The following is a 21,150-nucleotide window of genomic DNA, read 5'->3' as shown; positions in this document are numbered from 1 at the left end:
AAAAATTAAGCTTCATTTTGTATCGAAGTAAGAAAAAGTCTTATGGGTGGCCGACTTACTCAAAACACCCACGCATAATTCACACACTTATCCACAAGATTTGTGGATAAAGAAATCGAGTTTCCTGTGGAGCCGGAAGCCAGCCTGGTTTTGGTGCCGTCAAGCGCAGTTGCCGCAACTTTTATGTCGCCATGCACCGACAACGTGTCCGCGGTTTTTCTTGCCGAAACAGGATCGCCAAGATAAAGTTCGCCGTTATTAAAAAAGGAGCCTTGCGTGTTCGCCATCATCCAAGCTGCAGGCTGGCCCATCTGGCCGCTCTTGCTCGCCTCGATTCTCGCCGTCGCCTTCATCATCGAGCGATCAATCGCGCTGCGCCGAAGCAAGGTTGTGCCGGAAGGATTGCTGCAGAGCATCGTGGCCGACTATCGCCAGGGTGGCGCAACGGAGGAGCTGATTGCGCGCGTGGCCAAGCACTCGCCACTGGGACGTGTGCTGGCAGCAGGTCTGCGCAACGTCAAGAGCACGCGTGAGGCCATGAAGGAAGCCATCGAAGAAGCGGGACGCGGCGTCACGCATGAGCTTGAGCGCTTCCTCACCAGCCTGGGCACCATCGCTTCAATCGCGCCGCTGATGGGCCTGTTCGGCACGATCGTCGGCATGATCGAGATTTTTGGCGCGCAAAGCCCGGCAACGGCGAATCCTCAGCAACTTGCCCATGGCATCTCGATAGCGCTGTATAACGCAGGCTTCGGCATCCTCATCGCCATACCTGCGATGATTTTCTATCGGCATTTCCGCGCCTTGGTGGACAGCCTCGTGATTGAAATGGAGCAGCAGGCGGTGAAGCTGGTCGAGCTGGTACATGGCCAACGGGCGAACTGAGGACGAAGCGGCATGAACTTCCAGCGCGGGCATTTCCGGGAGGAGCCGGAAATCAACCTGATTCCGATGATCGACGTGCTGCTCGTCATACTCATCTTCCTGATGATCACGACGACGTACTCGAAGTTTTCCGGCTTGGAAATCAACCTGCCCACGGCGGATGCCACACAGTCGCCGGACAAGCCGAATGAAATCAATGTCGTGGTGAGCGCGAACGGCGATGTCATGGTCAACCGCGTAGCCGTCGGAGCCAAGGATGTCGAAGCCATCAGTGTGGCGTTGCGCCGCGCTGGCGGCAGCGAGAAGGAACCGGTGGTGGTGATCAATGCCGATGCGAAGGCGGCCCATCAGAGCGTGATCGATGTCATGCAGGCAGCGCAGCAATCCGGATACAGCCACATCTCCTTCGCTACGCAGAATCCTTTGCGTTGAGCGCCGGGGCAGTATCATGCGCCACACGCTAGCGTGTGGCGTTTTCATTTCTGGCGGAATAGTCATGGAAGTGCAGCGGCGGATAGCGGCAGGATGGCAGAAGCGGGGCATTCCCGCTGTTCTGTTGCTGCCGCCTGCCTTGCTGTTTGCGCTTTTCGTCAATATTCGTCGGATGGCGTATCGCCTGGGTTGGTTGTCATCCGTGAAGTTGCCTGTGCCCGTGGTGGTGGTCGGCAATGTCACCGTTGGCGGCAGCGGCAAGACGCCTTTGGTCCTGCATCTGGCGCAGGAACTGACCAAGCGCGGTTGGCGGCCGGGCATCGTCAGCCGCGGTCACGGCGGCACCGCCATGGGTGTCGAGGCCGTGTCTGCCGCAAGCGCCCCAGTACGCGTTGGTGACGAGCCGTTGCTGCTGGCGCGCCGCGCAGGTTGCCCGGTTTTCGTTGGCCGCGACCGCGTCGCCGCCGCACGCGCCCTGCTGGCAACACACGCCGACTGCAATGTCCTGATTGCTGATGACGGGCTGCAGCATCTGCGTCTTGCGCGCGATGTCGAGATAGTCGTGATGGATGAGCGCGGCATCGGCAACGGCTGGCCGCTGCCTGCTGGCCCTTTGCGCGAGTGCCCGGCACGCGCCGCCGAAGCACACGCCCTGGTAATGAATGGCGAGGCACCGCTTCCGCCGGATGTGCGTCCTCAGCGCGTATTCCGCATGCGCCTGACCGGGGAACGATTCTTCAATCTGCATGATCCCCAGCGCAGCTGCAGTGCGGAGGAGTTGCGTGGCCGGCGCCTGCATGCACTGGCCGGCATTGGTCATCCTGATCGTTTCTTTCGCCAACTTGAGCGGATGGGCCTGCAAGCTGAGACGCATGCTTTCCCCGATCACCATGACTTTCAGCCGTCCGACCTCGCGTTTGCCGGCGCCGATGTGCTGCTGATGACGGAGAAAGATGCGGTAAAATGCAAAGAGTTTGCGCCGCAGGAAGCCTGGGTGCTTCCAGTCGAGGCGCGACTGGAACCCGATCTTGCACAATGGGTAGTGGAGAAACTCAATGGACAGCCGCCTGCTTGAAATCCTCGTCTGCCCGGTCTGCAAGGGACCGCTCGATGTCCGCAAGGCCAATCAGGAACTGGTATGCAAGGCCTGTAAGCTGGCCTATCCGATCCGCGATGACATCCCGGTGATGCTGGAAGAGGAGGCGCGCCAGTTGAGTCAGGAGGAAGCAGCGGGCTGACTTTCCCGCGGCGGGCGCAAGATGTCTTTCAAGGTCGTCATTCCCGCCCGCTACGCTTCCAGCCGACTTCCCGGCAAGCCGCTGGCGGATATCGCCGGCAAACCCATGGTGGTGAGAGTGGTGGAGCGCGCCAAGCAAAGCGGTGCGACGGAAGTGCTGGTCGCGACCGACCACGAGAAAGTGCGCGTTGCCGTCGAACGGCATGGATTTTCCGCAGTAATGACGCGCGCCGATCACGCCAGCGGGACGGATCGCATTGCCGAAGTCGCCACGCAGCTTGGCTGGAGCGACAATGTCCTTGTCGTCAATGTTCAGGGTGACGAACCCTTCATCGAGCCAGAATTGATCAAGCAGGTGGCGGAAGAACTTGCGGCCGATGCCGACGCTGCCGTCGCCACCGCCTGCCATCCTGTCGGCAGTGCGGAGGAGTTCTTCAATCCCAACGTCGTCAAGGTCGTCTGCGATGTCCGTGGCCGTGCGCTGTATTTCAGTCGCGCGCCGATTCCCTGGCCGCGCGATGCCTTCGCTGCGGACCGCACGCAGTTGCCGGCGGACTTGCCGGCCAAGCGCCACATCGGAATTTATGCCTATCGCTGCGGCTTCCTGCGTCGCTACAGTGCCCTGTCGCCGTCGCCGCTGGAGCGGCTCGAGGCGCTGGAGCAGTTGCGCGTGCTCTGGCATGGCTTCCACATCCGCGTTGCGGAATGCAAGCAGGCACCCGAAGCCGGTGTGGATACGCCGGAGGATTTGCAGCGCGCTCGCCAGCGATTCACCGAAGTTTGACCAAGCCGGAAAAACACGGTATCGTTTTCGAAACATAAAAAAACAATATAAATCAACTGGTTAATAAAATCACCTTGGGGGAGTAGTTATGAAATTAATTCTGCTCGGCGCACCCGGCGCCGGGAAGGGTACGCAGGCCGCTTTCATCACCGAGAAATACGGTATTCCGCAAATTTCCACTGGCGACATGTTGCGTGCCGCAGTCAAGGCGGGCACGCCGCTGGGACTGGAGGCCAAGAAGGTGATGGATGCCGGCCAACTTGTGTCCGATGAAATCATCCTCGGGCTTATCAAGGAACGTCTGCAGCAGCCCGATTGCGCCAAGGGCTTCCTTTTCGATGGCTTTCCGCGCACCATTCCGCAAGCTGAAGCCTTGCGTACGCAAGGCGTCGATCTCGACCTCGTACTGGAGATCGACGTTCCCGACGAAGAGATCATCAAGCGGATGAGCGGACGGCGGGTGCATACGGCCTCGGGCCGCACTTACCATACCGTGTTCAATCCGCCCAAAGTTGCCGGAAAGGATGATGTCACCGGCGAAGACCTGATTCAGCGCGAGGACGACAAGGAGGAGACCGTGAGGAAGCGTTTGGACGTCTATCACAGCCAGACCAAGCCGCTGGTCGAGTTCTATTCCAAGTGGGCCGCTACGGGCGATGCGCGTGCGCCGAAATACCGCAGAGTGAATGGCGTCGGTCCCCTTGACGGGATTCGCGAGGCGATCCTAGCTGCACTGAAATAACTAAACAAATCAAATAAATCAAATGATTCCGATCCCTTGCCCACGCAGACAGGGGACGCCCACACTGGTATAATTAGGAGTTAAGGCATGAAAAACGCTTTTTATGCCCAGTCGGGCGGAGTGACTTCGGTCATCAACGCCAGCGCCTGCGGGGTCATCGAAACGGCGCGCAAGCACAAGGGCAAGATTGGCAAGGTATTTGCGGGGCGAAACGGCATCATAGGTGCCCTAGCGGAAGACCTGATCGACACGAGCAAGGAATCGGCTAAGGCCATTGCGGCGTTACGCCACACGCCGGCAGGTGCCTTCGGCTCCTGCCGCTACAAGCTGAAGAGCATCGAGGAGCACAGGGCACAGTACGAACGCCTGATCGAGGTGTTCAGGGCGCACAACATCGGCTACTTCTTCTACAACGGCGGCGGCGATTCCGCCGACACCTGCCTCAAGGTGTCGCAGCTGTCGGAGACGCTGGGGTACCCGATCACCGCGGTGCACGTGCCGAAGACGGTCGACAACGACCTGCCGATCACGGACAACTGCCCCGGCTTCGGCTCGGTGGCGAAGTACATCGCGGTATCCACACGCGAGGCCACGCTTGACGTGGCGAGCATGGCGAAGACCTCGACCAAGGTGTTCGTCATCGAGGTGATGGGGCGCCATGCCGGCTGGATTGCCGCGGCGGGTGCGCTGGCTTCGGACAAGGACATGGAGTTGCCGATCGTCGTCCTGTTCCCGGAGATTGCCTTCAACCAGGCGAAATTCCTGGCCAAGGTGGATGCGACGGTGAAGAAGTTCGGTTACTGCACCGTGGTGGTGTCGGAGGGCGTGAAGGGGGCGGATGGCAAGTTCCTCTCCGACCAGGGTTTGCGTGACGCCTTCGGCCATGCCCAGCTGGGGGGGGTGGCGCCGGTGATCGCCGGCCTGGTGAAGAACGAGCTGAATTTGAAGTACCACTGGGCGGTGGCGGATTATTTGCAGCGGGCGGCGCGTCATATTGCCTCGAAGACGGACGTGCTGCAGGCCTACGCCACGGGCAAGGCTGCGGTGGAGGTGGCGCTGAAGGGGCGCAATTCGGTGATGCCGGCGATCAGGCGGGTGTCGAACCGCCCCTACAAGTGGAAGATCGACATTGCCGAACTGAAGGACGTGGCCAACAAGGAGAAATTCATGCCGCGGGACTTCATCAGCGACGACGGCTTCGGCATTACGGCCAAGTGCCGGCAGTACCTGACGCCGCTGATCCAGGGCGAGGATTACCCGCCCTACAGGAACGGCCTGCCGCAGTACGTGCGGCTGAAGAATGTGGGTGTGAAGAAGAAGCTGGGCGAGTTCAAGGTTTGAAAGCGTTGATGGGCGTGCGCCGCGCCCGCATAACAATTTTGGCGCATGGATAAAGGGTTGAGCAGTTCGGGAGGCGGCGGCGACGCCGTCTCGAAGTTTTCTCGTTAAGGAGGGAGTTCATGTCAGTAGCTTTGATGCTTGCGCTGGTATGCGCAGTGCTGGCCGTGGCCTACGGGGCTATATCCAGCAAATGGATCCTCTCGTTGCCGGCAGGCAACGAGAAGATGCAGGAGATCGCCAAGGCGATCCAGGAAGGCGCTTCCGCCTACCTGAACCGCCAGTACAAGACCATCGGCATGGTCGGGGCGGCGCTGTTCCTGGTAATCGGCCTCGTGCCGCAACTCGGCTGGAAGACTGCCATCGGCTTTCTGATCGGCGCGGTGCTTTCCGGCGCGGCCGGCTACATCGGCATGAACGTCTCGGTGCGTGCCAACGTGCGCACGGCCGAGGCGGCGCGCGGCGGCATTGCCCCCGCCCTCAACGTCGCCTTCAAGGGCGGCGCCATCACCGGCATGCTGGTGGTCGGACTCGGCCTGCTCGGCGTCGCCGGCTACTACGCCGCGCTGAAGGCGATGGGCGGTGCGAATGCCGATCTGCACCACATGATCGAGCCGCTGATCGGCCTGGCCTTCGGTTCCTCGCTGATCTCCATCTTCGCCCGTCTCGGCGGCGGCATCTTCACCAAGGGCGCCGACGTCGGTGCCGACCTGGTGGGCAAGGTCGAAGCCGGCATTCCCGAAGACGATCCGCGCAACCCGGCGGTGATCGCCGACAACGTCGGCGACAACGTCGGCGACTGCGCCGGCATGGCGGCCGACCTGTTCGAGACCTACGCCGTGACCATCGTTGCGACCATGGTGCTCGCCGCACTGGTGATCAAGACCTCGCCGGGCTTGGGCGAGAACCTGCTGCTCTATCCGCTGGCGCTGGGCGGCGTGTCAATCATCGCATCGATCGTCGGCTGCGCCTTCGTCAAGGCCGCTGAAGGCGGCAAGATCATGAACGCCCTGTATCGCGGCCTGATCGTCGCCGGCGTGTTGGCGCTGATCGCCTACTATCCGGTCACCCAGTGGCTGATCGGCGCGGGGGATCCGGCCGCCAAGATCACCACCATGAGCATGTTCGGCTGCTCGGTCGTCGGCCTCGCCCTGACCGCTGCCTTGGTGTGGATCACCGAGTACTACACCGGCACCGATTTTGCGCCGGTGAAGCACGTCGCCTCCGCCTGCCAGACCGGCCATGCCACCAACATCATTGCCGGCATCGGCGTTTCGATGAAGGCCTGTGCCCTGCCGGTGCTCTCCGTGTGCGCCTCGATCTACGCCGCTTACGCCATGGGCGGCCTGTTCGGCATCGCCATCGCCGCGACATCCATGCTGTCGATGGCCGGCATCGTGGTGGCGCTCGACGCCTACGGCCCGATCACCGACAACGCCGGCGGCATCGCCGAGATGTCCGGCCTGCCGAAGGAAGTGCGCAACGTGACCGATCCGCTGGACGCCGTCGGCAACACCACCAAGGCGGTGACCAAGGGCTACGCCATCGGCTCCGCCGGCCTCGCCGCGCTGGTGCTCTTCGCCGACTACACCCACGGCCTGGAAGCGGCCGGCCTGAGGGGCATCTCCTTCGACCTCTCCAACCACATGGTCATCATCGGCCTCTTCATCGGCGGCCTGATTCCCTACCTCTTCGCCGCCATGGCGATGGAGGCGGTGGGGCGCTCGGCCGGCGCGGTGGTGGTCGAAGTGCGACGCCAGTTCAAGGAAATTCCCGGAATCATGGAGGGGACGGCCAAGCCGGACTATTCCCGCGCCGTCGACATGCTGACCGTGGCCGCCATCAAGGAAATGATGATCCCGTCGATCCTGCCCGTGGCGGTGCCCATCGTCGTCGGCCTGGCCCTCGGCCCGCAGGCGCTCGGCGGCCTGCTGGTCGGCACCATCGTCACCGGACTCTTCGTCGCCATCTCGATGACGACCGGCGGCGGTGCCTGGGACAACGCCAAGAAGTACATCGAGGACGGCCACTACGGCGGCAAGGGCTCCGATGCGCACAAGGCGGCGGTAACCGGCGACACCGTGGGCGACCCGTACAAGGATACGGCCGGCCCGGCGGTGAACCCGCTGATCAAGATCATCAACCTGGTGGCGCTGCTGATCGTGCCGCTGATGGCTTGATTGCCAAATCGCTGCAACAATACGGGCAACCTGCGGGTTGCCCGTTTTTTTTTGAGTCGAAGACATGAACAGGCTGATCGGAATTTCTCTGGCGGCGCTTTGGGCAGGTATTGCCGCGGGCGCCTTGGCCGAGGTGCCCGCGCAGCCCGAAGCAGCCAGCGGTTTTGCTGCAACCCAGGAAGCGCGCGGGCGCCTTTTCATGGCGGTGACGGCGAATCCGCTGGCGACCGATGCGGCGGTGGAGATCCTGCGCGCCGGCGGCACGTCGGCAGATGCGGCGATCGCCGCGCAACTGGTGCTGGGGCTCGTCGAGCCTCAGTCCTCGGGGCTTGGTGGTGGCGGTTTTCTGCTCTACCACGATGCGCGCGAAAACCGGCTGCGCGCCTACGACGGGCGCGAGACGGCGCCGGCGGCGGCGCAGCCCGGGCGCTTCCTTGGGGCGGACGGCAAGCCGCTGGCCTTCTTCGAAGCGGCTGTGGGCGGCCGCTCGGTCGGCGTGCCCGGCCTGCCGGCGCTGCTCGATCTGGTCTATCGCAATCACGGCCGCACGCTCTGGCCGAAGCTGTTCGGGCCGGCATTACGGCTTGCGGTGGAAGGTTTTCCGATGTCGCCGCGACTGCACAAGCTGCTGGCGGAGGATCGCTTCCTGCGCGAGGACCCGGCGGCGCGCCGGCTCTACTATGAAGCCGACGGTCGGCCCAAGCCCGTCGGCACGATGATCGTCAACCGTGCCTACGGCTTTACCCTGCTGGCGCTGGCGCAGCATGGCACGAGAATTTTCTACGAAGGGCCGATCGGGCGCGATATCGCGCCAGCGGTGCGTGGCCACAGAAATAATCCAGGCGACCTGAGCGAAGCAGATATGGCCGCCTATCGGCCGCAGGAGCGCGAGCCCATCTGCGCCGTGCGGCTCGGTGGTTATCGCGTCTGCGGCATGCCGCCGCCCAGTTCCGGCGGCATCGCCGTTCTGCAGATGCTGACTTTTACCGAGCCCGTTTCGCAACAGGCGCCGCTGGCGCCGGAAAGCGTGCATCGCTTCGCCGAGTCAGGGAGACTGACTTTTGCCGATCGCGCACGCTACCTGGCCGATCCTGCCTTCGTCGACGTCCCGGTGAAGGCATTGCTCGCCCCGGCCTATCTGGCGGCGCGCGCGCAGTCGATTCGCGCCGATGCCAGCATGGGACGAGCCGCGGCAGGCGAGTTGGCTGTGAAACAAAGTCTTGGCGAGGACACTTCTGCCGAATTGCCGGCGACCACCCACCTGTCCATCGTCGACACCGAAGGCAATGCCGTCTCGCTGACCAGTTCGGTCGAGGCGGCCTTCGGCAGCCGAATCATGGTGCACGGCTTCCTGCTCAACAACCAGCTTACCGATTTTTCCTTCAGGCCCGAGATGGATGGCAAGCCGGTCGCCAACCGCGTCGAGGCGAACAAGCGACCGCTTTCCTCGATGGCGCCGACCATCATCTACGACAAGGCAGGGCGTGTCGCCGCCATTCTCGGTTCACCGGGCGGCAGTCAGATCATCAACTACGTGGCGAAAACGATTCTGGCGCTGCTGGTCTGGAATCTCACGCCCGGCGAGGCGGTGGCGCTGCCGCATTACGGCAGCCGCAACGGCCCGACGGAACTTGAGCGCGGCACGCAGGCCGAGCAGCTGCGGCCGGCGCTGGAACGGCTCGGCCACACCGTGTCGGTGCTGGACATGACCAGCGGACTGTCGGTGATCCTGCGACGTGGTGACGACTGGGTCGGCGCCGCCGACCCGCGCCGCGAGGGCGCGGCGCGAGGCGAGTGACTTACAGCTTCACGTTCGGGTTAAGGGAATACACGCCCGTGATGCTGGCTTCGGCCAGGACGCGGCCCTTGATCGCCTCGCGCACCTGCTTTCCGGTGAACTTGCCTTCAACAGGGCAGTGCGCGACGCCCAGGGCGTAGAGAGTGAACACGTAGCGGTGCGGAATCTCGTCGTTCCACGGCGGGCAGGGGCCGTCGTAGCCGAAATAGTCGCCGGCCATGTCCTTGTCGTTGGCAAACCAGCCGGTATAGTCGTTGAGTCCCTGTCGTGCCCCGCGTGCCGTGCCCGGGCCGTTCTTGCCGCGTGGCATGACGTCCTGCGAAAACTCCCCGGCCTCGATTTGTGACGGTTGCGGCGGCAGGTCGACCATGACCCAATGGAAGAAATCCACCCGAGGCAGCGAGGCCGGAACAGTGCGTCCCTCCTGGTTCACGTCGTCGCCGCGACTTGGCACATCGGGATCATGGCAGATCAATACCAGCGATTTCGTGCCTGTCGGCAGATCCGACCAGGCGAGATGGGGATTGTGATTGCCGCCGAAGCTGACGTGGTTTTGTGCATGGGGAATGCACAGGGCGTTGTCGCCATGGATGATGCGAGTGAAGCTGTCGGTCCAGAACTTCATGTTCCACTCCTTTAGGTTATGTTCGTCCTTTCTTCGTGAAATCCCTCAGCCTGAATCCCAGCAGCCAAAGCGTGCCGAAGTAGGCTGTGCCGCCGCCAGCGACCAGTGCCGCCAGGCGCAGCACGCGCTCCAGCGGGGGGGCGCCGATCCAGTTTGCCTCTCCGCCCATGCCGAGCCACAGCACCGTGCCCATGACGGCCAGTGCGGCGATGAGCCTCAGCCCGAAAATCTTCCAGCCCGGCTGCGGCATATAGTCGCCGCGGCGATGCAGGCCGCGCCAGAGCAGCGCAGCATTAAGGCAGGAAGCCAGCCCTATCGAAAGCGCCAGTCCGGCATGCTGCAACGGCACGATGAATGCGGCGTTCATCACCTGCGTGGCGGCCAGCGTGACGAGGGCGATCTTCACCGGGGTGCGGATATTCTGCCGGGCGTAAAAGCCCGGCGCCAGCACCTTGACCAGGATGAGGCCGGTGAGGCCGACGCTGTAGGCGACCAGGGCATCGCGCGTCTTCAGCACGTCGTCGGCCTGGAAGGCGCCATAGTTGAACAGCGTGGACAGCAGCGGTACGGCGAGCAGCGCCAAAGCGAGTGCGGCAGGCAGGGTGAGCAGGAAGGTCAGCCGCAGCCCCCAGTCGAGGAGGGCGGAGAACTCATTCGGGTCGTTGTCGGCATGACTCCTTGCAAGGCTCGGCAGCAGGATCGTGCCCAGTGCGGCACCGAGCAGTCCGGCGGGAAATTCCATCAGTCGATCGGCGTAGTAGAGCCAGGAGACGCTGCCTGTCGGCAGGAAAGAGGCGAAGATGGTGTTGATGAGCAGCGAGATCTGCGACACCGAGACGCCGAGCAGTGCCGGCAGCATCAACTTGAGGATGCGCCTGACGCCCTCGTCCTGGAGCGAGATGGAAAAGCGCGGCAGCATGCCGATCTTTGCCAGGAAGGGCAATTGCAGGCCAAGCTGCAGCACGCCACCGATGACTACGGCCCATGCCAGCGCCAGCACCGGCGGGTCGAAATACGGCGCGGCGAACAACGCCATTCCGATAAAGGAGAGATTCAGCAGCACTGGCGTGAAGGCCGGCACTGCGAAGCGGCTCCAGGTGTTGAGGATGCCGCCGGCCAGCGATACCAGCGAGATGAACAGGATATACGGAAAGGCGATGCGGGTGAGTTGCACCGTCAGCTCGAACTTGGCGATATCGGCGGCGAAGCCCGGAGCCGAGATGTAGATCAGGATCGGTGTCAGGGCGATGCCGAGCAGGGTTACCGCCAGCAAAGCCAGGAAGAGCAGGGTGGCGACATGGTCGGCCAGACGCCGCGTGTCCCCTGACTCCCGCTTGTTCTTGTATTCGGCCAGGACCGGCACGAAGGCCTGGGAGAAGGCGCCCTCGGCGAACATCCGGCGCAACAGGTTGGGCAGGCGGAAGGCGACGAAAAAGGCGTCGGTAGCAGCCCCTGCGCCGAAGGTTCTGGCGATGACGAAATCGCGCACAAAGCCCAGAATGCGCGACAGAAGCGTCATGCTGCTGACCGTAGCGAGGGCCCCGAGGAGGTTCATGACGCAATGGTATCGGCTTTGAGGGGGCGTCGCGCAGCTTGCATTCCGGCTGGAAAAGGCCTAAAATGCGCCCCTTTTCCAAGCCTTAGCAGAATTCACATGGCCAATACCGCACAAGCACGCAAGCGTGCCCGCCAGGCGATCAAGCGCCGCGGACGCAATTTCAGCCAGCGCTCCGAGCTGCGCACTGCCATCAAGAGCGTACGCAAGGCGATTGTTGCCGGCGACAAGGCGGCCGCACAGAAGGTCCTAAGCGAATCGATGGGGACCATCGATAGCATTGCCGACAAGAAGATCATTCACAAGAACAAGGCGGCTCGCCACAAGAGCCGCCTGTCTGCCGCCATCAAGGCGCTGTAAGACCAGCAAGTCCCTGCGAATGGCGGCCGGTTCCGGCCGCCATTTTGTTTTCGGCCGCGCCTTTGGCGCTCAACTTCGCCCAAAGCGAAGTTGGCCTTCAATGCAACAAGCCCGCTTTTGCGGGCTTGTTGTCTTTCAGTCGTCCGACTTTGCATCCGGGCGTCCCGTGTTGATGACCTGGAGTTCGTTGTCCTTGGCGAAGCTACCGAGGAAATTGTAGGCCATCGGTTCAACCTCATGGAGACGAGCGGCGACATACACGCATTTCTCGCCCTGATGGAGGCCGGGTCGCACATAGGGGGAATAGCTCATGCGATGGTCGGCACCGAAGGCCGACATGATGCCGCACAGGCGTTCGGCCCAGTCGCTCGGGCGGAATATTTGCCCGCCCAGGGTCCGGCCGACGATGATGAAATTTTCCGGGCGCTTCTCTGACATGGGCCTGGCGACCGGTGTGCTTGTGGCACCCGACGCGATGGCGTTTTGTATTCCGGCATGCTGTGCCGTCTGCCGCAACGAAGGCGAAATTCTATCAGATAACCCATGTTCCCTTATGCCTACATCAGTCGATTTGAGACGTTGTGCATGAAATGTGAGCTCCGCTTAAAAAATAGGCGTGATGACAAAATGCATGGGGAAATAACAAGCTAGCTTGCATTTTTAAGAACGAGTGCATATACTTGGCCAATCCCATTGACCTATATGGGGTTTTACATGCAAACACCCTTGCTGACGAAATATGGTTTCCGCATCAGGACGCGGGTCGGTCTTGTTGTGGATAACCTGTTGATACCCGGGCGCGATGCGGCCGAGGCGGAGCGCAAGCTACGCCAGATTTATCGCGATTGTGAAATTCTTGCCCGCAGCTGCCAGCAGCCCGCCACCAAGGCGGTACCGGCCAGCTATGAAGACGTGATCGCCCTGATCACGCGCTAGAAAAAGCCCTTCAGCGTCAATTCTTCCGCCAGCGCAGCGTAGTCCTGTGCGCCACGCGAGGAGGCGGCGTGATCGAAGATGTCCCGATTACAGGCTGGCGCCTCCGCCACCGCCACGTTTTCCGAGATTACCGTTTCGCAGACTTCTTCGCTGAATTGCTCGTTGAGGCGCTTCTGGATTTCGAAGCACATGTTGCGGCGCCGGTCGAAGCGGGTGAGCACATATCGGCGCTCGACGCGACGCTTTAGCACCGGCTCCAGCGCATGCAGGGTGCGCTCCACCTGCAGCGCGCCGCGCAGTGCAAGGAAATCCGACGAGATCGGCACCAGCAGGCGGTCGGCGGCGAACACGGCATTGAGTGACAGTACGCCAAGGAAAGGGCAGCAGTCGATGACTACACTGCGTTCCTCGCGGTCGGTGCCGAGATCGTTGAGCCCCTGGTTCAGGCGATTGAGGATGGTCGGCCCCTTGCCGAAGACCGAGTCGACCTTGATAAGTTCGGCATGAGCCGGAATCAAGTGGCCGATATTTTCCCAGGCGATTTCCAGTTCGGCCAGCGGGCGGCCGTCCTGGTAGAAAGCAAAGATGCTATCGGAGACATCGCCCAGTGCCCCGCCATGCACCGCCGAGAGGTGGGCCTGGGGATCGAGATCGACCATCAGTACAGGCTGTTCCCTGCGCGCCAGGGCAGCGGCAAGATTGAGCGCGGTCGTCGTCTTGCCGACCCCGCCTTTCTGATTGAAAACGGCGATGCGTGCCATGCCGGCCAGTATATACAAGCAGGGCAATTTCACTTAAGATGCGCATGTGAGCAAGGCGGCGCAAGCCGCCTTTCGCTTTTTGCAGTGGTTACTGCTTGCTGTCACGATTGCCGTCACGATCATGTCGCACCTGATGAACACCTATACCCGGCTCCCCGTGGCCTTTACGCACGGGCAGGGGGCCCGGGTTTTCGATGAGGCCGGGCGCAGCTACCTCGATGCGCTGGCGGGCATTGCTGTCTCAACGCTGGGCCACGCCCATCCGCGCCTGGTCAAGGCGATTGCCGACCAGGCGGGACGGCTCCTGCACACCTCGAACATTTATCGTATCCGCGAGCAGGAGCAGTTGGGCGACCGGCTGGCCACCCTGTCCGGCATGGACGAGGTCTTCCTCTGCAACTCCGGCTGCGAGGCCAATGAAGCCGCCATCAAGCTGGCGCGCATGTTCGGCCACCAGAAGGGCGTCGGCACGCCCGCCATCGTCGTCATGGAAAAGGCCTTCCATGGCCGCACCCTGGCCACGCTGTCCGCCACCGGCAACCGCAAGGTGCAGGCAGGTTTCGAGCCGCTGGTCGGTGGTTTCGTGCGCGTGCCCTTCGACGACCTTGCCGCCGTAGAGCACGTCGCCGCCAACAACCAGAACGTCGTCGCCGTGCTGATCGAGCCGATCCAGGGCGAGGGCGGCATCCATGTCGCCCATGCCGAATATCTGCAGGGCCTGCGCCGCATCTGCGACGAGCGTGGCTGGCTGCTGATGTTCGACGAGGTGCAGTGCGGCATCGGCCGTACCGGTTTCTGGTTCGCTTGCCAGCATGCCGGCGTCAAGCCGGACGTGATGACCCTGGCCAAGGGGCTAGGCTCGGGCGTGCCCATCGGCGCCTGCCTCGCCGCCGGGGCGGCTGCGGGCGTATTCAAGCCGGGCAACCATGGCTCCACCTTCGGCGGCAACCCGCTTGCCTGCACGGCGGCGCTGACTACTCTGGCGGTAGTCGAAGAGGATGGCCTGCTCAAGCGTGCTGCTGCCCTCGGCGAGCGGCTCCGTGCAGACTTTGCGCGGGCGCTGGAGGGACAGGCTGGCGTGGTTGCCATCCGCGGCGATGGCCTGATGATCGGCATCGAACTGGATCGCCCCTGCGTCGAGCTGGTGACGCGGGCACTCGAGCGCGGCCTGCTCATCAACGTCACCGCAGACAAGGTTGTGCGCCTGCTGCCTGCGCTCGTCTTCAGCGATGCGGACGCCAATGAGTTGGTGTCGGTTCTTTCCGCACTCATTCGCGAATTCCTGGCCTGAGGACGGTCCGCCATGGCCGCACCGAAGCACTTCCTGCAACTGAAGGACTTTTCCCGCGACGAGCTGGAGCACGTCTTCGCCCGCACGCGCTGGATCAAGGACCAGTTCAAGCGCTACGAACCGTATCACCCGCTGTTCGACCGCACCCTGGTGATGATCTTCGAGAAGCAGAGCACGCGCACGCGGCTCTCCTTCGAGGCCGGCATGCACCAGCTCGGCGGCTCGGCGATCTTCCTCAGCACGCGCGATTCGCAACTCGGCCGTGGCGAGCCGGTGGAGGACGCCGCCCAGGTCATCTCTCGCATGTGCGACATCGTCATGATCCGCACCTTCGAGCAGGACATCATCGAACGCTTTGCGCGGCACTCGCGCGTACCGGTCATCAACGGCCTGACCAACGAGTACCACCCCTGCCAGATACTCGCCGACATCTTCACCTTCATCGAGCACCGCGGCTCGATCGAAGGCAAGACGGTGGCGTGGATCGGCGATTCCAACAACGTCTGCAACACCTGGCTGCAGGCCGCGGAAGTGTTCGGCTTCAACGTGCACGTGTCGACGCCCCCAGGATACGAGGTCGAGCCCGAGCGTGCCGGCCTCTACGGCACCGATCACTACGAGGAGTTTGCCGATCCGATGCAGGCCGTGTGCGGCGCCGATCTCGTCACCACCGACGTGTGGACATCGATGGGCTTCGAGGCCGAGAACGAGACGCGCCGCCGCGACTTCGGGGACTGGCAGGTCGACACCGAGATGATGCGGCAGGCTAAGCCGGACGCCCTCTTCATGCACTGCCTGCCTGCCCACCGCGGCGAGGAGGTCGCAGCCGACGTGATCGACGGCCCGCAAAGCGTGGTGTGGGACGAGGCGGAGAACCGGCTGCACACCCAAAAGGCCCTGATGGAGTACCTGCTCCTCGGGCGCGTGAATTCCTGATCTTTCCAAGCATGCAACCATGAGCAAAGCGAAAAAGAAACCATCGCCCGGCATCAAGAAAGTCGTGCTCGCCTACTCGGGCGGCCTCGACACCTCCGTCATCCTCAAGTGGCTGCAGGACACCTACGGCTGTGAGGTCGTCACTTTCACCGCCGACCTCGGCCAGGGCGAGGAGCTCGAGCCGGCGCGCGCCAAGGCGCTCAAATTCGGCATCAAGAAGCAGAACATCTTCATCGACGACCTGCGCGAGGAATTCGTGCGCGACTTCGTCTTCCCGATGTTCCGCTGCAACACCCTCTACGAGGGCGAGTACCTGCTTGGCACCTCGATCGCCCGGCCGCTCATTGCCAAGCGGCTGGTGGAGATCGCGAAGAAGACCGGCGCCGACGCCATCTCGCACGGCGCCACCGGCAAGGGCAACGATCAGGTGCGCTTCGAATTGGGCGCCTACGCCCTGATGCCCAACGTCAAGGTCATCGCCCCGTGGCGCGAATGGGACCTGCTCTCGCGCGAGAAGCTGATGGCCTACGCCGAAACGCACGGCATCCCGGTTGACATGAAGCACAGGAAGGGCGGCTCGCCCTATTCGATGGACGCCAACCTGCTGCACATCTCCTACGAGGGGCGCCACCTGGAAGATCCGGCTGCCGAGGCCGAGGAGTCGATGTGGCGCTGGACGGTGTCGCCGGAGAAGGCGCCGAACAAGGGCGAGTACCTCGACCTCGAGTTCAGGCAGGGCGACCTCGTCGCCATCAACGGCAGGAAGATGAAGGCCCATGAACTGCTGGCGACGCTCAATCAGCTTGGCGGCAAGCATGGCATCGGCCGCCTCGACCTGGTCGAGAACCGCTACGTCGGCATGAAGTCGCGCGGCTGCTACGAAACCCCCGGCGGCACCATCCTGCTCAAGGCGCACCGCGCCATCGAGTCGGTGTGCCTCGACCGCGAGGTGGCGCACCTCAAGGACGACTTGATGCCGCGCTATGCCAGCCTGATCTACAACGGCTACTGGTGGAGCCCGGAGCGCCGCGCGCTGCAGGCGCTGATCGACCACACCCAGCAGACCGTGAACGGCTGGGTGCGCCTCAAGCTTTACAAGGGCAACGTCATCCTCGTCGGCCGCGATTCGAAGACCGATTCGCTGTTCGACCCGACCATCGCCACCTTCGAGGACGATGCCGGCGCCTATGACCAGCGCGACGCGGGCGGCTTCATCAAGCTCAATGCCCTGCGCATGCGCATCGCGGCGAATCGGGCGAAAAAGAAGCGCTGATTCATGCAGGGGACGCTGTTCGGTTTCACCGAGCAGGAGGTGGCCGATTTCGGTCTGACCTTCCTGCTCGGCGCCTTCATGCTGTACATGCTGTTCATCATCGGCGAACTGGCATGGAAGTCGAAGGCCGGCAAGATGGGGACATTCATTCTGTTTTTCGTACTGGCCTTCGGCATGCTCGGCTTCATCGCCAAGGCCATCATCAAGAAAATGTGGGGGATCTGAGATGTCGCAGTTCGACAACGTGTCCGTGTTGAAGAAGGCCAACGTCTATTTCGACGGCAAGTGCGTCAGCCACACCGTGCTCTTCGCCGACGGCACGAAGAAGACCGTCGGCGTGATCTTTCCCTCGCAGCTCATCTTCAACACCGCGGCGCCGGAAGTCATGGAGCTCAACGCGGGGCGCTGCCGCGTCCGCCTGAAGGGGGAAAGTCAGTGGCGGGAATACGGCGCCGGAGAGCAGTTCAGCGTGCCGGGCAACAGCAGTTTCGACATCGAGACGCTCGAACTGCTCGACTACGTCTGCCACTTCAAGTAGGCGGGGCCGTCTCGTCAGTCAGCGGAGGAAGCCATGCCGTCGTTCGATATCGTTTCCGAAGTCAATCAGGTAGAGCTGCGCAATGCCGTCGAGCAATCGAACAAGGAGATCGCCAACCGCTTCGATTTCAAGGGCTCCGATGCCCGTATCGAGCAGGGCGAGGGGACGCTGGCCCTTTTCGCAGACGACGAGTTCAAGCTCGACCAGGTTGGCGACGTCCTGACCGCCAAGCTTGCCAAGCGCAACGTCGATGTGCGCTACCTTGATCGCGGCGACATCGAGAAGGTGAGCGGCAACAAGGTCAAGCAGGTCGTCACGGTGAAGGAGGGTGTCACCGGCGATCTGGCCAAGAAGATTGTCAAGGCCATCAAGGACAGCAAGCTCAAGGCGCAGGCCAGCATCCAGGGCGAGGCGGTGCGCGTCTCCGGCGCCAAGAAGGACGTGCTGCAGGAGGTCATCGCCCTGGTGAGGAAATCCGTCACTGACGTGCCGTTGCAGTTCAACAACTTCCGGGACTGATCAGTCCCGCTTCAGGCCCTCGATCCAGCGCGTGTAGATGCGGTCGGCGACGGCGTTGAGTGCCGCCACCTTCGGGGCCATGCCTGCCTGCATGGTCGCCGGTTCCTGCACCGCGGGGCTCCGGGCGGCGGCGATTTCCCCGGCGCCGTCGATGCACCACTGCCGGATCATCTCCTCAGTCATTTCGACGTGGCACTGCATGCCGAAGGTCTTGCCCAGGGCGTAGGCCTGGTTGGCGCAATGTGCGCTCTCCAGCAGGCGTGCGGCGCCGGGCGGGATACTGAAGGTCTCGCCGTGCCAGTGGAAGGTCTCGAAGCCGGCGAGGTCGCCGAACCAGTCGCGTGCCACCGGATGGTCGAGTACGCGCACCGGTCCCCAGCCGATCTCCTTCACCGGATTCCGCGTGATGGTGCCGCCGAGCGCCTTGGCGATGAGCTGGCCGCCCAGGCAATGGCCGAGCACCGGCAGGCCGGCGGCGACGGCGGTACGGATCAGCGTGCACGATTGCGCTATCCAGGGCAGCGGGTCATTGACGCTCATCGGGCCGCCCATGAAGACGAGCCCGGAGAAGCCGTCGATGCCGGCCGGAACGGTATCCCGTTCGTCGATGCGGATAAGCGTCCAGGGGATCGAGTGGCGGTCGAGGAATGTGGCAAAATAGCCCGGTCCCTCTGTATGGAAATGGCGGAAGATGGCGACGGGTTTCATGATGAAAAAATCGGCAAGGCGCATGGTGCATTCTAGCCTGTCGATGCTGTGCTGCGCATTCCTTGCTTTGCCGGCCTGGGCCGTCGAGGTCGGCGTGGTCGGCCTGTTTCCCGGCAAGGCGGTGCTGGTCATCGATGGCGGCGCGCCGCGCACCGTCGCGGTGGGAGCCAGCGTCGGCGGCGTCAGGCTGATTGCTGTCGACCAGGGCAGCGCCACGGTCGACATCGCCGGCAAGCGCCAGCGCCTGGCCATCGGCCAGCATGCCCATTCCGGCGGTGACGGCGGCGGCGCCCAGGCCACCAGCCTGACGGCGGACGGCCGTGGCCATTTCATCACTACCGGCACGGTCAATGGCGCGACAGTCCGCTTCATGGTCGATACCGGAGCCACCAGCGTTGCCCTTGGCGCTTCCGATGCGCGCCGCGCCAACGTGAATCTCGCCAATGGGCGGCCGATCTTGGTGCAGACCGCCAATGGCGTCACCCAGGCCTGGCTGGTGACGCTCAACAGCGTACGCATCGGTGACGTCACCCTGAACGAGGTGGAGGGCACGGTGCACCAGCAGGACATGCCGGTGGCGCTGCTCGGCATGAGCTTCCTCAATCGCATGGAAATGAAGCGCGACGGCCAGACCATGACGCTGCGCAAGCGCTACTGAATTGAACGCCAAGCCGCACGCTCCAGGGCAAGAACGGCACGCACCGACGGCAGACTGGCTGCGGCAGCGCCTTGCCGGTCCGCGCCGGCTGCAGGCAGTGGCCGAGGACGCCGTGCCGGAGAAGCTGACGCCTGCCGCGGTGCTGGTGCCGGTCATCGAACGGCCGGAAGGCCTGACCGTACTGTTCACCCAGCGTACCGCCCACCTCAACGACCATGCCGGACAGGTGAGCTTTCCCGGCGGCCGCTGCGAGCCGACCGACGCCTCGCCCGTGTTCACGGCGCTGCGCGAGACCGAGGAGGAAATCGGCCTCGATCCGGCCTTGATCGAGGTGCTGGGGCTCCTGCCCGAATACCGCACCGGCACCGGTTTTACCGTGACCCCGGTGGTCGGCCTGGTGCGGCCGCCTTTCAAGCTTAACCCCGACAGCTTCGAGGTGGCCGAGGTGTTCGAGACGCCCCTGGCCTTCCTGCTCGATCCGGCCAATCACCAGCGCCACAGCATGGAGATTGCCGGCATCGTGCGCAACTATTACGCCATGCCCTACGAGGGCTATTTCATCTGGGGCGCCACCGCCGGCATGCTGGTGAGCCTGCATCGCCTGCTCTACGGCGAGTAGTGCGATAATCGGGCTGTTTCCTCCGTCGTACCGCTTTCGCGCTTTTCATGACCGTCATCTCCCTCATCGTCGTCCTGCTGCTGGAACAGGTGCGTCCCCTCGCCGAGCGCAAGGTGGTCGCCGTGCCGCTGTCGCATTACGCGCGCTTCTTCGAGGGGCACTTCAACGATGGCCAGGAGCGCCATGGCATGATCGCCTGGCTGCTGGCCGTGCTGCCGTCAACGATCGTCTGCGCCGCCGTCTATCTGGCGCTGATGACGGTGAATCCGCTGCTCGGCTTCGCCTGGAACGTGGCCATCCTCTATCTGGCGCTGGGTTTCCGCCAGTTCAGCCACTACTACACCGACATCCACCTGGCCCTGCGCATGGGCGAGACGGAACGCGCCCGCGCCCTCCTCGGCGAGTGGCGCGGTCGCTCGGCCGACGGCCTCAACGCCACCGAGATCGCCCGCCTGGCGATGGAGGAGGCGCTGGTCGCCTCGCATCGCCATGTTTTCGCCGTGGTGGTCTGGTTCGTCCTGCTGCCCGGGCCGGCCGGCGCCCTCATGTACCGCCTGGCCTATTATTTTTCCCGCCACTGGGGCGCGCGACGCGACGCCGAGTTCGGCGCTTTCGGCCGCTTTGCCGACCGGGCCTTTGCCGTCATCGACTGGCTGCCGGTGCGCATCACGGCGTCCTTCTTCGCCATCGTCGGCGATTTCGAGGATGCAGTTTATTGCTGGCGCACCCAGGCTGCGCGCTGGCCGGACGAGGCAACGGGTATACTGTTGGCAAGCGGGGCCGGGGCACTGGGGGTGCGCCTGGGGCTGCCGATCGTCGAATCGGGCGAAGTGACGGAGAGACCCGAACTGGGGCTGGGAGAGGAGGCCGACGCCGATTTCATGCAGAGCGGAATCGGACTGGTCTGGCGCACATTGGTGCTCTGTCTGTTGTTGCTGGCGCTGCTGGGCGTTGCCAGCTGGGCAGGTTGATTTC

Annotated in this window: 26 protein-coding genes; 20 read left to right on the top strand and 6 right to left on the bottom strand. The window is 63.2% G+C overall.

Annotation, left to right across the window (positions count from 1 at the left end):
- Positions 1 to 59: 59 nt before the first annotated feature.
- The gene (locus ROZ00_08305; GenBank protein MDT3736210.1) at positions 60 to 290 is read right to left on the bottom strand and encodes a hypothetical protein; all 231 of its coding nucleotides are present in this window, start codon (positions 288 to 290) and stop codon (positions 60 to 62) included.
- Here ROZ00_08305 and ROZ00_08300 point away from each other — a divergent pair.
- From ROZ00_08300 to ROZ00_08260, 9 genes are all read left to right on the top strand, one after another.
- Positions 277 to 885, top strand: coding sequence for a MotA/TolQ/ExbB proton channel family protein (locus tag ROZ00_08300; GenBank protein ID MDT3736209.1), 609 nt, complete (start codon positions 277 to 279; stop codon positions 883 to 885). The two genes, ROZ00_08305 and ROZ00_08300, sit on opposite strands and share 14 nt — an antisense overlap.
- Positions 886 to 897: 12 nt before the next feature.
- Positions 898 to 1,317, top strand: a complete 420-nt coding sequence (locus ROZ00_08295) for a biopolymer transporter ExbD (protein ID MDT3736208.1) — start codon at positions 898 to 900, stop codon at positions 1,315 to 1,317.
- Between the two features lie 64 nt (positions 1,318 to 1,381).
- On the top strand, positions 1,382 to 2,392 hold the full coding sequence (gene lpxK / locus ROZ00_08290; GenBank protein MDT3736207.1) for a tetraacyldisaccharide 4'-kinase: 1,011 nt from the start codon (positions 1,382 to 1,384) through the stop codon (positions 2,390 to 2,392).
- On the top strand, positions 2,373 to 2,555 hold the full coding sequence (locus ROZ00_08285) for a Trm112 family protein (protein MDT3736206.1): 183 nt from the start codon (positions 2,373 to 2,375) through the stop codon (positions 2,553 to 2,555). Before lpxK ends, ROZ00_08285 begins: the two co-directional genes overlap by 20 nt.
- Before the next feature lie 21 nt (positions 2,556 to 2,576).
- Complete coding sequence (gene kdsB, locus ROZ00_08280; GenBank protein ID MDT3736205.1) at positions 2,577 to 3,338, top strand: 3-deoxy-manno-octulosonate cytidylyltransferase; 762 nt, start codon at positions 2,577 to 2,579, stop codon at positions 3,336 to 3,338.
- An 88-nt stretch (positions 3,339 to 3,426) separates the two neighbouring features.
- Positions 3,427 to 4,080, top strand: a complete 654-nt coding sequence (adk, locus tag ROZ00_08275) for an adenylate kinase (protein MDT3736204.1) — start codon at positions 3,427 to 3,429, stop codon at positions 4,078 to 4,080.
- Between the two features lie 87 nt (positions 4,081 to 4,167).
- Positions 4,168 to 5,421, top strand: coding sequence for a 6-phosphofructokinase (locus ROZ00_08270; GenBank protein ID MDT3736203.1), 1,254 nt, complete (start codon positions 4,168 to 4,170; stop codon positions 5,419 to 5,421).
- A 119-nt stretch (positions 5,422 to 5,540) separates the two neighbouring features.
- Positions 5,541 to 7,598 carry a sodium-translocating pyrophosphatase gene (locus tag ROZ00_08265; protein ID MDT3736202.1) on the top strand — a complete coding sequence of 686 codons (2,058 nt, stop codon included), beginning with the start codon at positions 5,541 to 5,543 and terminating at the stop codon, positions 7,596 to 7,598.
- 64 nt (positions 7,599 to 7,662) lie between these two features.
- Positions 7,663 to 9,396, top strand: a complete 1,734-nt coding sequence (locus ROZ00_08260; protein MDT3736201.1) for a gamma-glutamyltransferase family protein — start codon at positions 7,663 to 7,665, stop codon at positions 9,394 to 9,396.
- A 1-nt stretch (position 9,397) separates the two neighbouring features.
- Here the strand turns inward: ROZ00_08260 and ROZ00_08255 are convergent, their stop codons facing one another.
- The gene (locus ROZ00_08255; protein MDT3736200.1) at positions 9,398 to 10,021 is read right to left on the bottom strand and encodes a YbhB/YbcL family Raf kinase inhibitor-like protein; all 624 of its coding nucleotides are present in this window, start codon (positions 10,019 to 10,021) and stop codon (positions 9,398 to 9,400) included.
- A gap of 16 nt (positions 10,022 to 10,037) precedes the next feature.
- A complete protein-coding gene (gene murJ, locus ROZ00_08250; GenBank protein ID MDT3736199.1) occupies positions 10,038 to 11,576 on the bottom strand; it encodes a murein biosynthesis integral membrane protein MurJ in 1,539 nt (512 codons plus the stop codon).
- A gap of 99 nt (positions 11,577 to 11,675) precedes the next feature.
- Between murJ and rpsT the strand changes: the two genes are divergently transcribed.
- On the top strand, positions 11,676 to 11,936 hold the full coding sequence (rpsT, locus tag ROZ00_08245) for a 30S ribosomal protein S20 (protein MDT3736198.1): 261 nt from the start codon (positions 11,676 to 11,678) through the stop codon (positions 11,934 to 11,936).
- 135 nt (positions 11,937 to 12,071) lie between these two features.
- Here rpsT and ROZ00_08240 read toward each other — a convergent pair whose 3' ends face one another.
- Entirely contained in the window at positions 12,072 to 12,374 is a 303-nt protein-coding gene (locus ROZ00_08240; GenBank protein MDT3736197.1) for a DUF3579 domain-containing protein, read from the bottom strand.
- A 276-nt stretch (positions 12,375 to 12,650) separates the two neighbouring features.
- Here ROZ00_08240 and ROZ00_08235 point away from each other — a divergent pair, with 276 nt between their 5' ends.
- Complete coding sequence (locus tag ROZ00_08235; GenBank protein ID MDT3736196.1) at positions 12,651 to 12,872, top strand: hypothetical protein; 222 nt, start codon at positions 12,651 to 12,653, stop codon at positions 12,870 to 12,872.
- Here ROZ00_08235 and ROZ00_08230 read toward each other — a convergent pair.
- The gene (locus ROZ00_08230) at positions 12,869 to 13,666 is read right to left on the bottom strand and encodes a ParA family protein (GenBank protein ID MDT3736195.1); all 798 of its coding nucleotides are present in this window, start codon (positions 13,664 to 13,666) and stop codon (positions 12,869 to 12,871) included. The genes ROZ00_08235 and ROZ00_08230 overlap by 4 nt on opposite strands.
- Positions 13,667 to 13,754: 88 nt before the next feature.
- Here ROZ00_08230 and ROZ00_08225 point away from each other — a divergent pair, with 88 nt between their 5' ends.
- From ROZ00_08225 to ROZ00_08200, 6 genes are read left to right on the top strand one after another with little or no spacing between them, the layout of a single operon-like run.
- A complete protein-coding gene (locus ROZ00_08225) occupies positions 13,755 to 14,924 on the top strand; it encodes an aspartate aminotransferase family protein (protein MDT3736194.1) in 1,170 nt (389 codons plus the stop codon).
- A 12-nt stretch (positions 14,925 to 14,936) separates the two neighbouring features.
- Positions 14,937 to 15,860: an ornithine carbamoyltransferase gene (gene argF, locus ROZ00_08220; protein MDT3736193.1), complete on the top strand. Its 924-nt coding sequence runs from the start codon at positions 14,937 to 14,939 to the stop codon at positions 15,858 to 15,860.
- A gap of 19 nt (positions 15,861 to 15,879) precedes the next feature.
- Positions 15,880 to 17,133 (top strand): argininosuccinate synthase, encoded by a 1,254-nt coding sequence (locus ROZ00_08215; protein ID MDT3736192.1) that lies wholly within the window; start codon positions 15,880 to 15,882, stop codon positions 17,131 to 17,133.
- Positions 17,134 to 17,136: 3 nt separating this feature from the next.
- Positions 17,137 to 17,358 carry a DUF2788 domain-containing protein gene (locus ROZ00_08210; GenBank protein ID MDT3736191.1) on the top strand — a complete coding sequence of 74 codons (222 nt, stop codon included), beginning with the start codon at positions 17,137 to 17,139 and terminating at the stop codon, positions 17,356 to 17,358.
- A 1-nt stretch (position 17,359) separates the two neighbouring features.
- Positions 17,360 to 17,671: a pyrimidine/purine nucleoside phosphorylase gene (locus ROZ00_08205; protein MDT3736190.1), complete on the top strand. Its 312-nt coding sequence runs from the start codon at positions 17,360 to 17,362 to the stop codon at positions 17,669 to 17,671.
- A gap of 33 nt (positions 17,672 to 17,704) precedes the next feature.
- Entirely contained in the window at positions 17,705 to 18,190 is a 486-nt protein-coding gene (locus ROZ00_08200) for a YajQ family cyclic di-GMP-binding protein (protein MDT3736189.1), read from the top strand.
- Here the strand turns inward: ROZ00_08200 and ROZ00_08195 are convergent, their stop codons facing one another.
- Complete coding sequence (locus ROZ00_08195) at positions 18,191 to 18,898, bottom strand: type 1 glutamine amidotransferase (GenBank protein MDT3736188.1); 708 nt, start codon at positions 18,896 to 18,898, stop codon at positions 18,191 to 18,193.
- Between the two features lie 22 nt (positions 18,899 to 18,920).
- Between ROZ00_08195 and ROZ00_08190 the strand changes: the two genes are divergently transcribed.
- From ROZ00_08190 to ROZ00_08180, 3 genes are all read left to right on the top strand, one after another.
- Complete coding sequence (locus tag ROZ00_08190) at positions 18,921 to 19,556, top strand: TIGR02281 family clan AA aspartic protease (protein MDT3736187.1); 636 nt, start codon at positions 18,921 to 18,923, stop codon at positions 19,554 to 19,556.
- Between the two features lie 97 nt (positions 19,557 to 19,653).
- Entirely contained in the window at positions 19,654 to 20,175 is a 522-nt protein-coding gene (locus tag ROZ00_08185; protein ID MDT3736186.1) for a CoA pyrophosphatase, read from the top strand.
- Between the two features lie 47 nt (positions 20,176 to 20,222).
- The gene (locus ROZ00_08180; protein MDT3736185.1) at positions 20,223 to 21,146 is read left to right on the top strand and encodes a CobD/CbiB family protein; all 924 of its coding nucleotides are present in this window, start codon (positions 20,223 to 20,225) and stop codon (positions 21,144 to 21,146) included.
- Positions 21,147 to 21,150: the final 4 nt, after the last annotated feature.

The sequence above is a fragment of the Denitratisoma sp. genome (assembly GCA_032027165.1).
In the GTDB taxonomy this organism is placed as follows: Bacteria; Pseudomonadota; Gammaproteobacteria; order Burkholderiales; family Rhodocyclaceae; genus Desulfobacillus.
Note: the sequence above shows the minus strand (reverse complement) of the source record. Positions and strands in the feature narration are given on the sequence as shown.

What these genes read in the sequence shown, in the direction of transcription:
- ROZ00_08210 (MDT3736191.1), top strand. Translation starts at nt 17,137, where the DNA reads ATGCAGGGGACGCTGTTCGGTTTCACCGAGCAGGAGGTGGCCGATTTC.
- ROZ00_08295 (MDT3736208.1), top strand. Translation starts at nt 898, where the DNA reads ATGAACTTCCAGCGCGGGCATTTCCGGGAGGAGCCGGAAATCAACCTG.
- ROZ00_08180 (MDT3736185.1), top strand. Translation starts at nt 20,223, where the DNA reads ATGACCGTCATCTCCCTCATCGTCGTCCTGCTGCTGGAACAGGTGCGT.
- ROZ00_08285 (MDT3736206.1), top strand. Translation starts at nt 2,373, where the DNA reads ATGGACAGCCGCCTGCTTGAAATCCTCGTCTGCCCGGTCTGCAAGGGA.
- ROZ00_08200 (MDT3736189.1), top strand. Translation starts at nt 17,705, where the DNA reads ATGCCGTCGTTCGATATCGTTTCCGAAGTCAATCAGGTAGAGCTGCGC.
- ROZ00_08215 (MDT3736192.1), top strand. Translation starts at nt 15,880, where the DNA reads ATGAGCAAAGCGAAAAAGAAACCATCGCCCGGCATCAAGAAAGTCGTG.
- rpsT (MDT3736198.1), top strand. Translation starts at nt 11,676, where the DNA reads ATGGCCAATACCGCACAAGCACGCAAGCGTGCCCGCCAGGCGATCAAG.
- ROZ00_08265 (MDT3736202.1), top strand. Translation starts at nt 5,541, where the DNA reads ATGTCAGTAGCTTTGATGCTTGCGCTGGTATGCGCAGTGCTGGCCGTG.
- ROZ00_08235 (MDT3736196.1), top strand. Translation starts at nt 12,651, where the DNA reads ATGCAAACACCCTTGCTGACGAAATATGGTTTCCGCATCAGGACGCGG.
- ROZ00_08270 (MDT3736203.1), top strand. Translation starts at nt 4,168, where the DNA reads ATGAAAAACGCTTTTTATGCCCAGTCGGGCGGAGTGACTTCGGTCATC.
- adk (MDT3736204.1), top strand. Translation starts at nt 3,427, where the DNA reads ATGAAATTAATTCTGCTCGGCGCACCCGGCGCCGGGAAGGGTACGCAG.
- argF (MDT3736193.1), top strand. Translation starts at nt 14,937, where the DNA reads ATGGCCGCACCGAAGCACTTCCTGCAACTGAAGGACTTTTCCCGCGAC.
- lpxK (MDT3736207.1), top strand. Translation starts at nt 1,382, where the DNA reads ATGGAAGTGCAGCGGCGGATAGCGGCAGGATGGCAGAAGCGGGGCATT.
- ROZ00_08190 (MDT3736187.1), top strand. Translation starts at nt 18,921, where the DNA reads ATGGTGCATTCTAGCCTGTCGATGCTGTGCTGCGCATTCCTTGCTTTG.
- ROZ00_08225 (MDT3736194.1), top strand. Translation starts at nt 13,755, where the DNA reads ATGTCGCACCTGATGAACACCTATACCCGGCTCCCCGTGGCCTTTACG.
- ROZ00_08240 (MDT3736197.1), bottom strand. Translation starts at nt 12,374, where the DNA reads ATGTCAGAGAAGCGCCCGGAAAATTTCATCATCGTCGGCCGGACCCTG.
- ROZ00_08305 (MDT3736210.1), bottom strand. Translation starts at nt 290, where the DNA reads ATGATGGCGAACACGCAAGGCTCCTTTTTTAATAACGGCGAACTTTAT.
- ROZ00_08195 (MDT3736188.1), bottom strand. Translation starts at nt 18,898, where the DNA reads ATGAAACCCGTCGCCATCTTCCGCCATTTCCATACAGAGGGACCGGGC.
- ROZ00_08255 (MDT3736200.1), bottom strand. Translation starts at nt 10,021, where the DNA reads ATGAAGTTCTGGACCGACAGCTTCACTCGCATCATCCATGGCGACAAC.
- murJ (MDT3736199.1), bottom strand. Translation starts at nt 11,576, where the DNA reads ATGAACCTCCTCGGGGCCCTCGCTACGGTCAGCAGCATGACGCTTCTG.
- ROZ00_08260 (MDT3736201.1), top strand. Translation starts at nt 7,663, where the DNA reads ATGAACAGGCTGATCGGAATTTCTCTGGCGGCGCTTTGGGCAGGTATT.
- ROZ00_08205 (MDT3736190.1), top strand. Translation starts at nt 17,360, where the DNA reads ATGTCGCAGTTCGACAACGTGTCCGTGTTGAAGAAGGCCAACGTCTAT.
- kdsB (MDT3736205.1), top strand. Translation starts at nt 2,577, where the DNA reads ATGTCTTTCAAGGTCGTCATTCCCGCCCGCTACGCTTCCAGCCGACTT.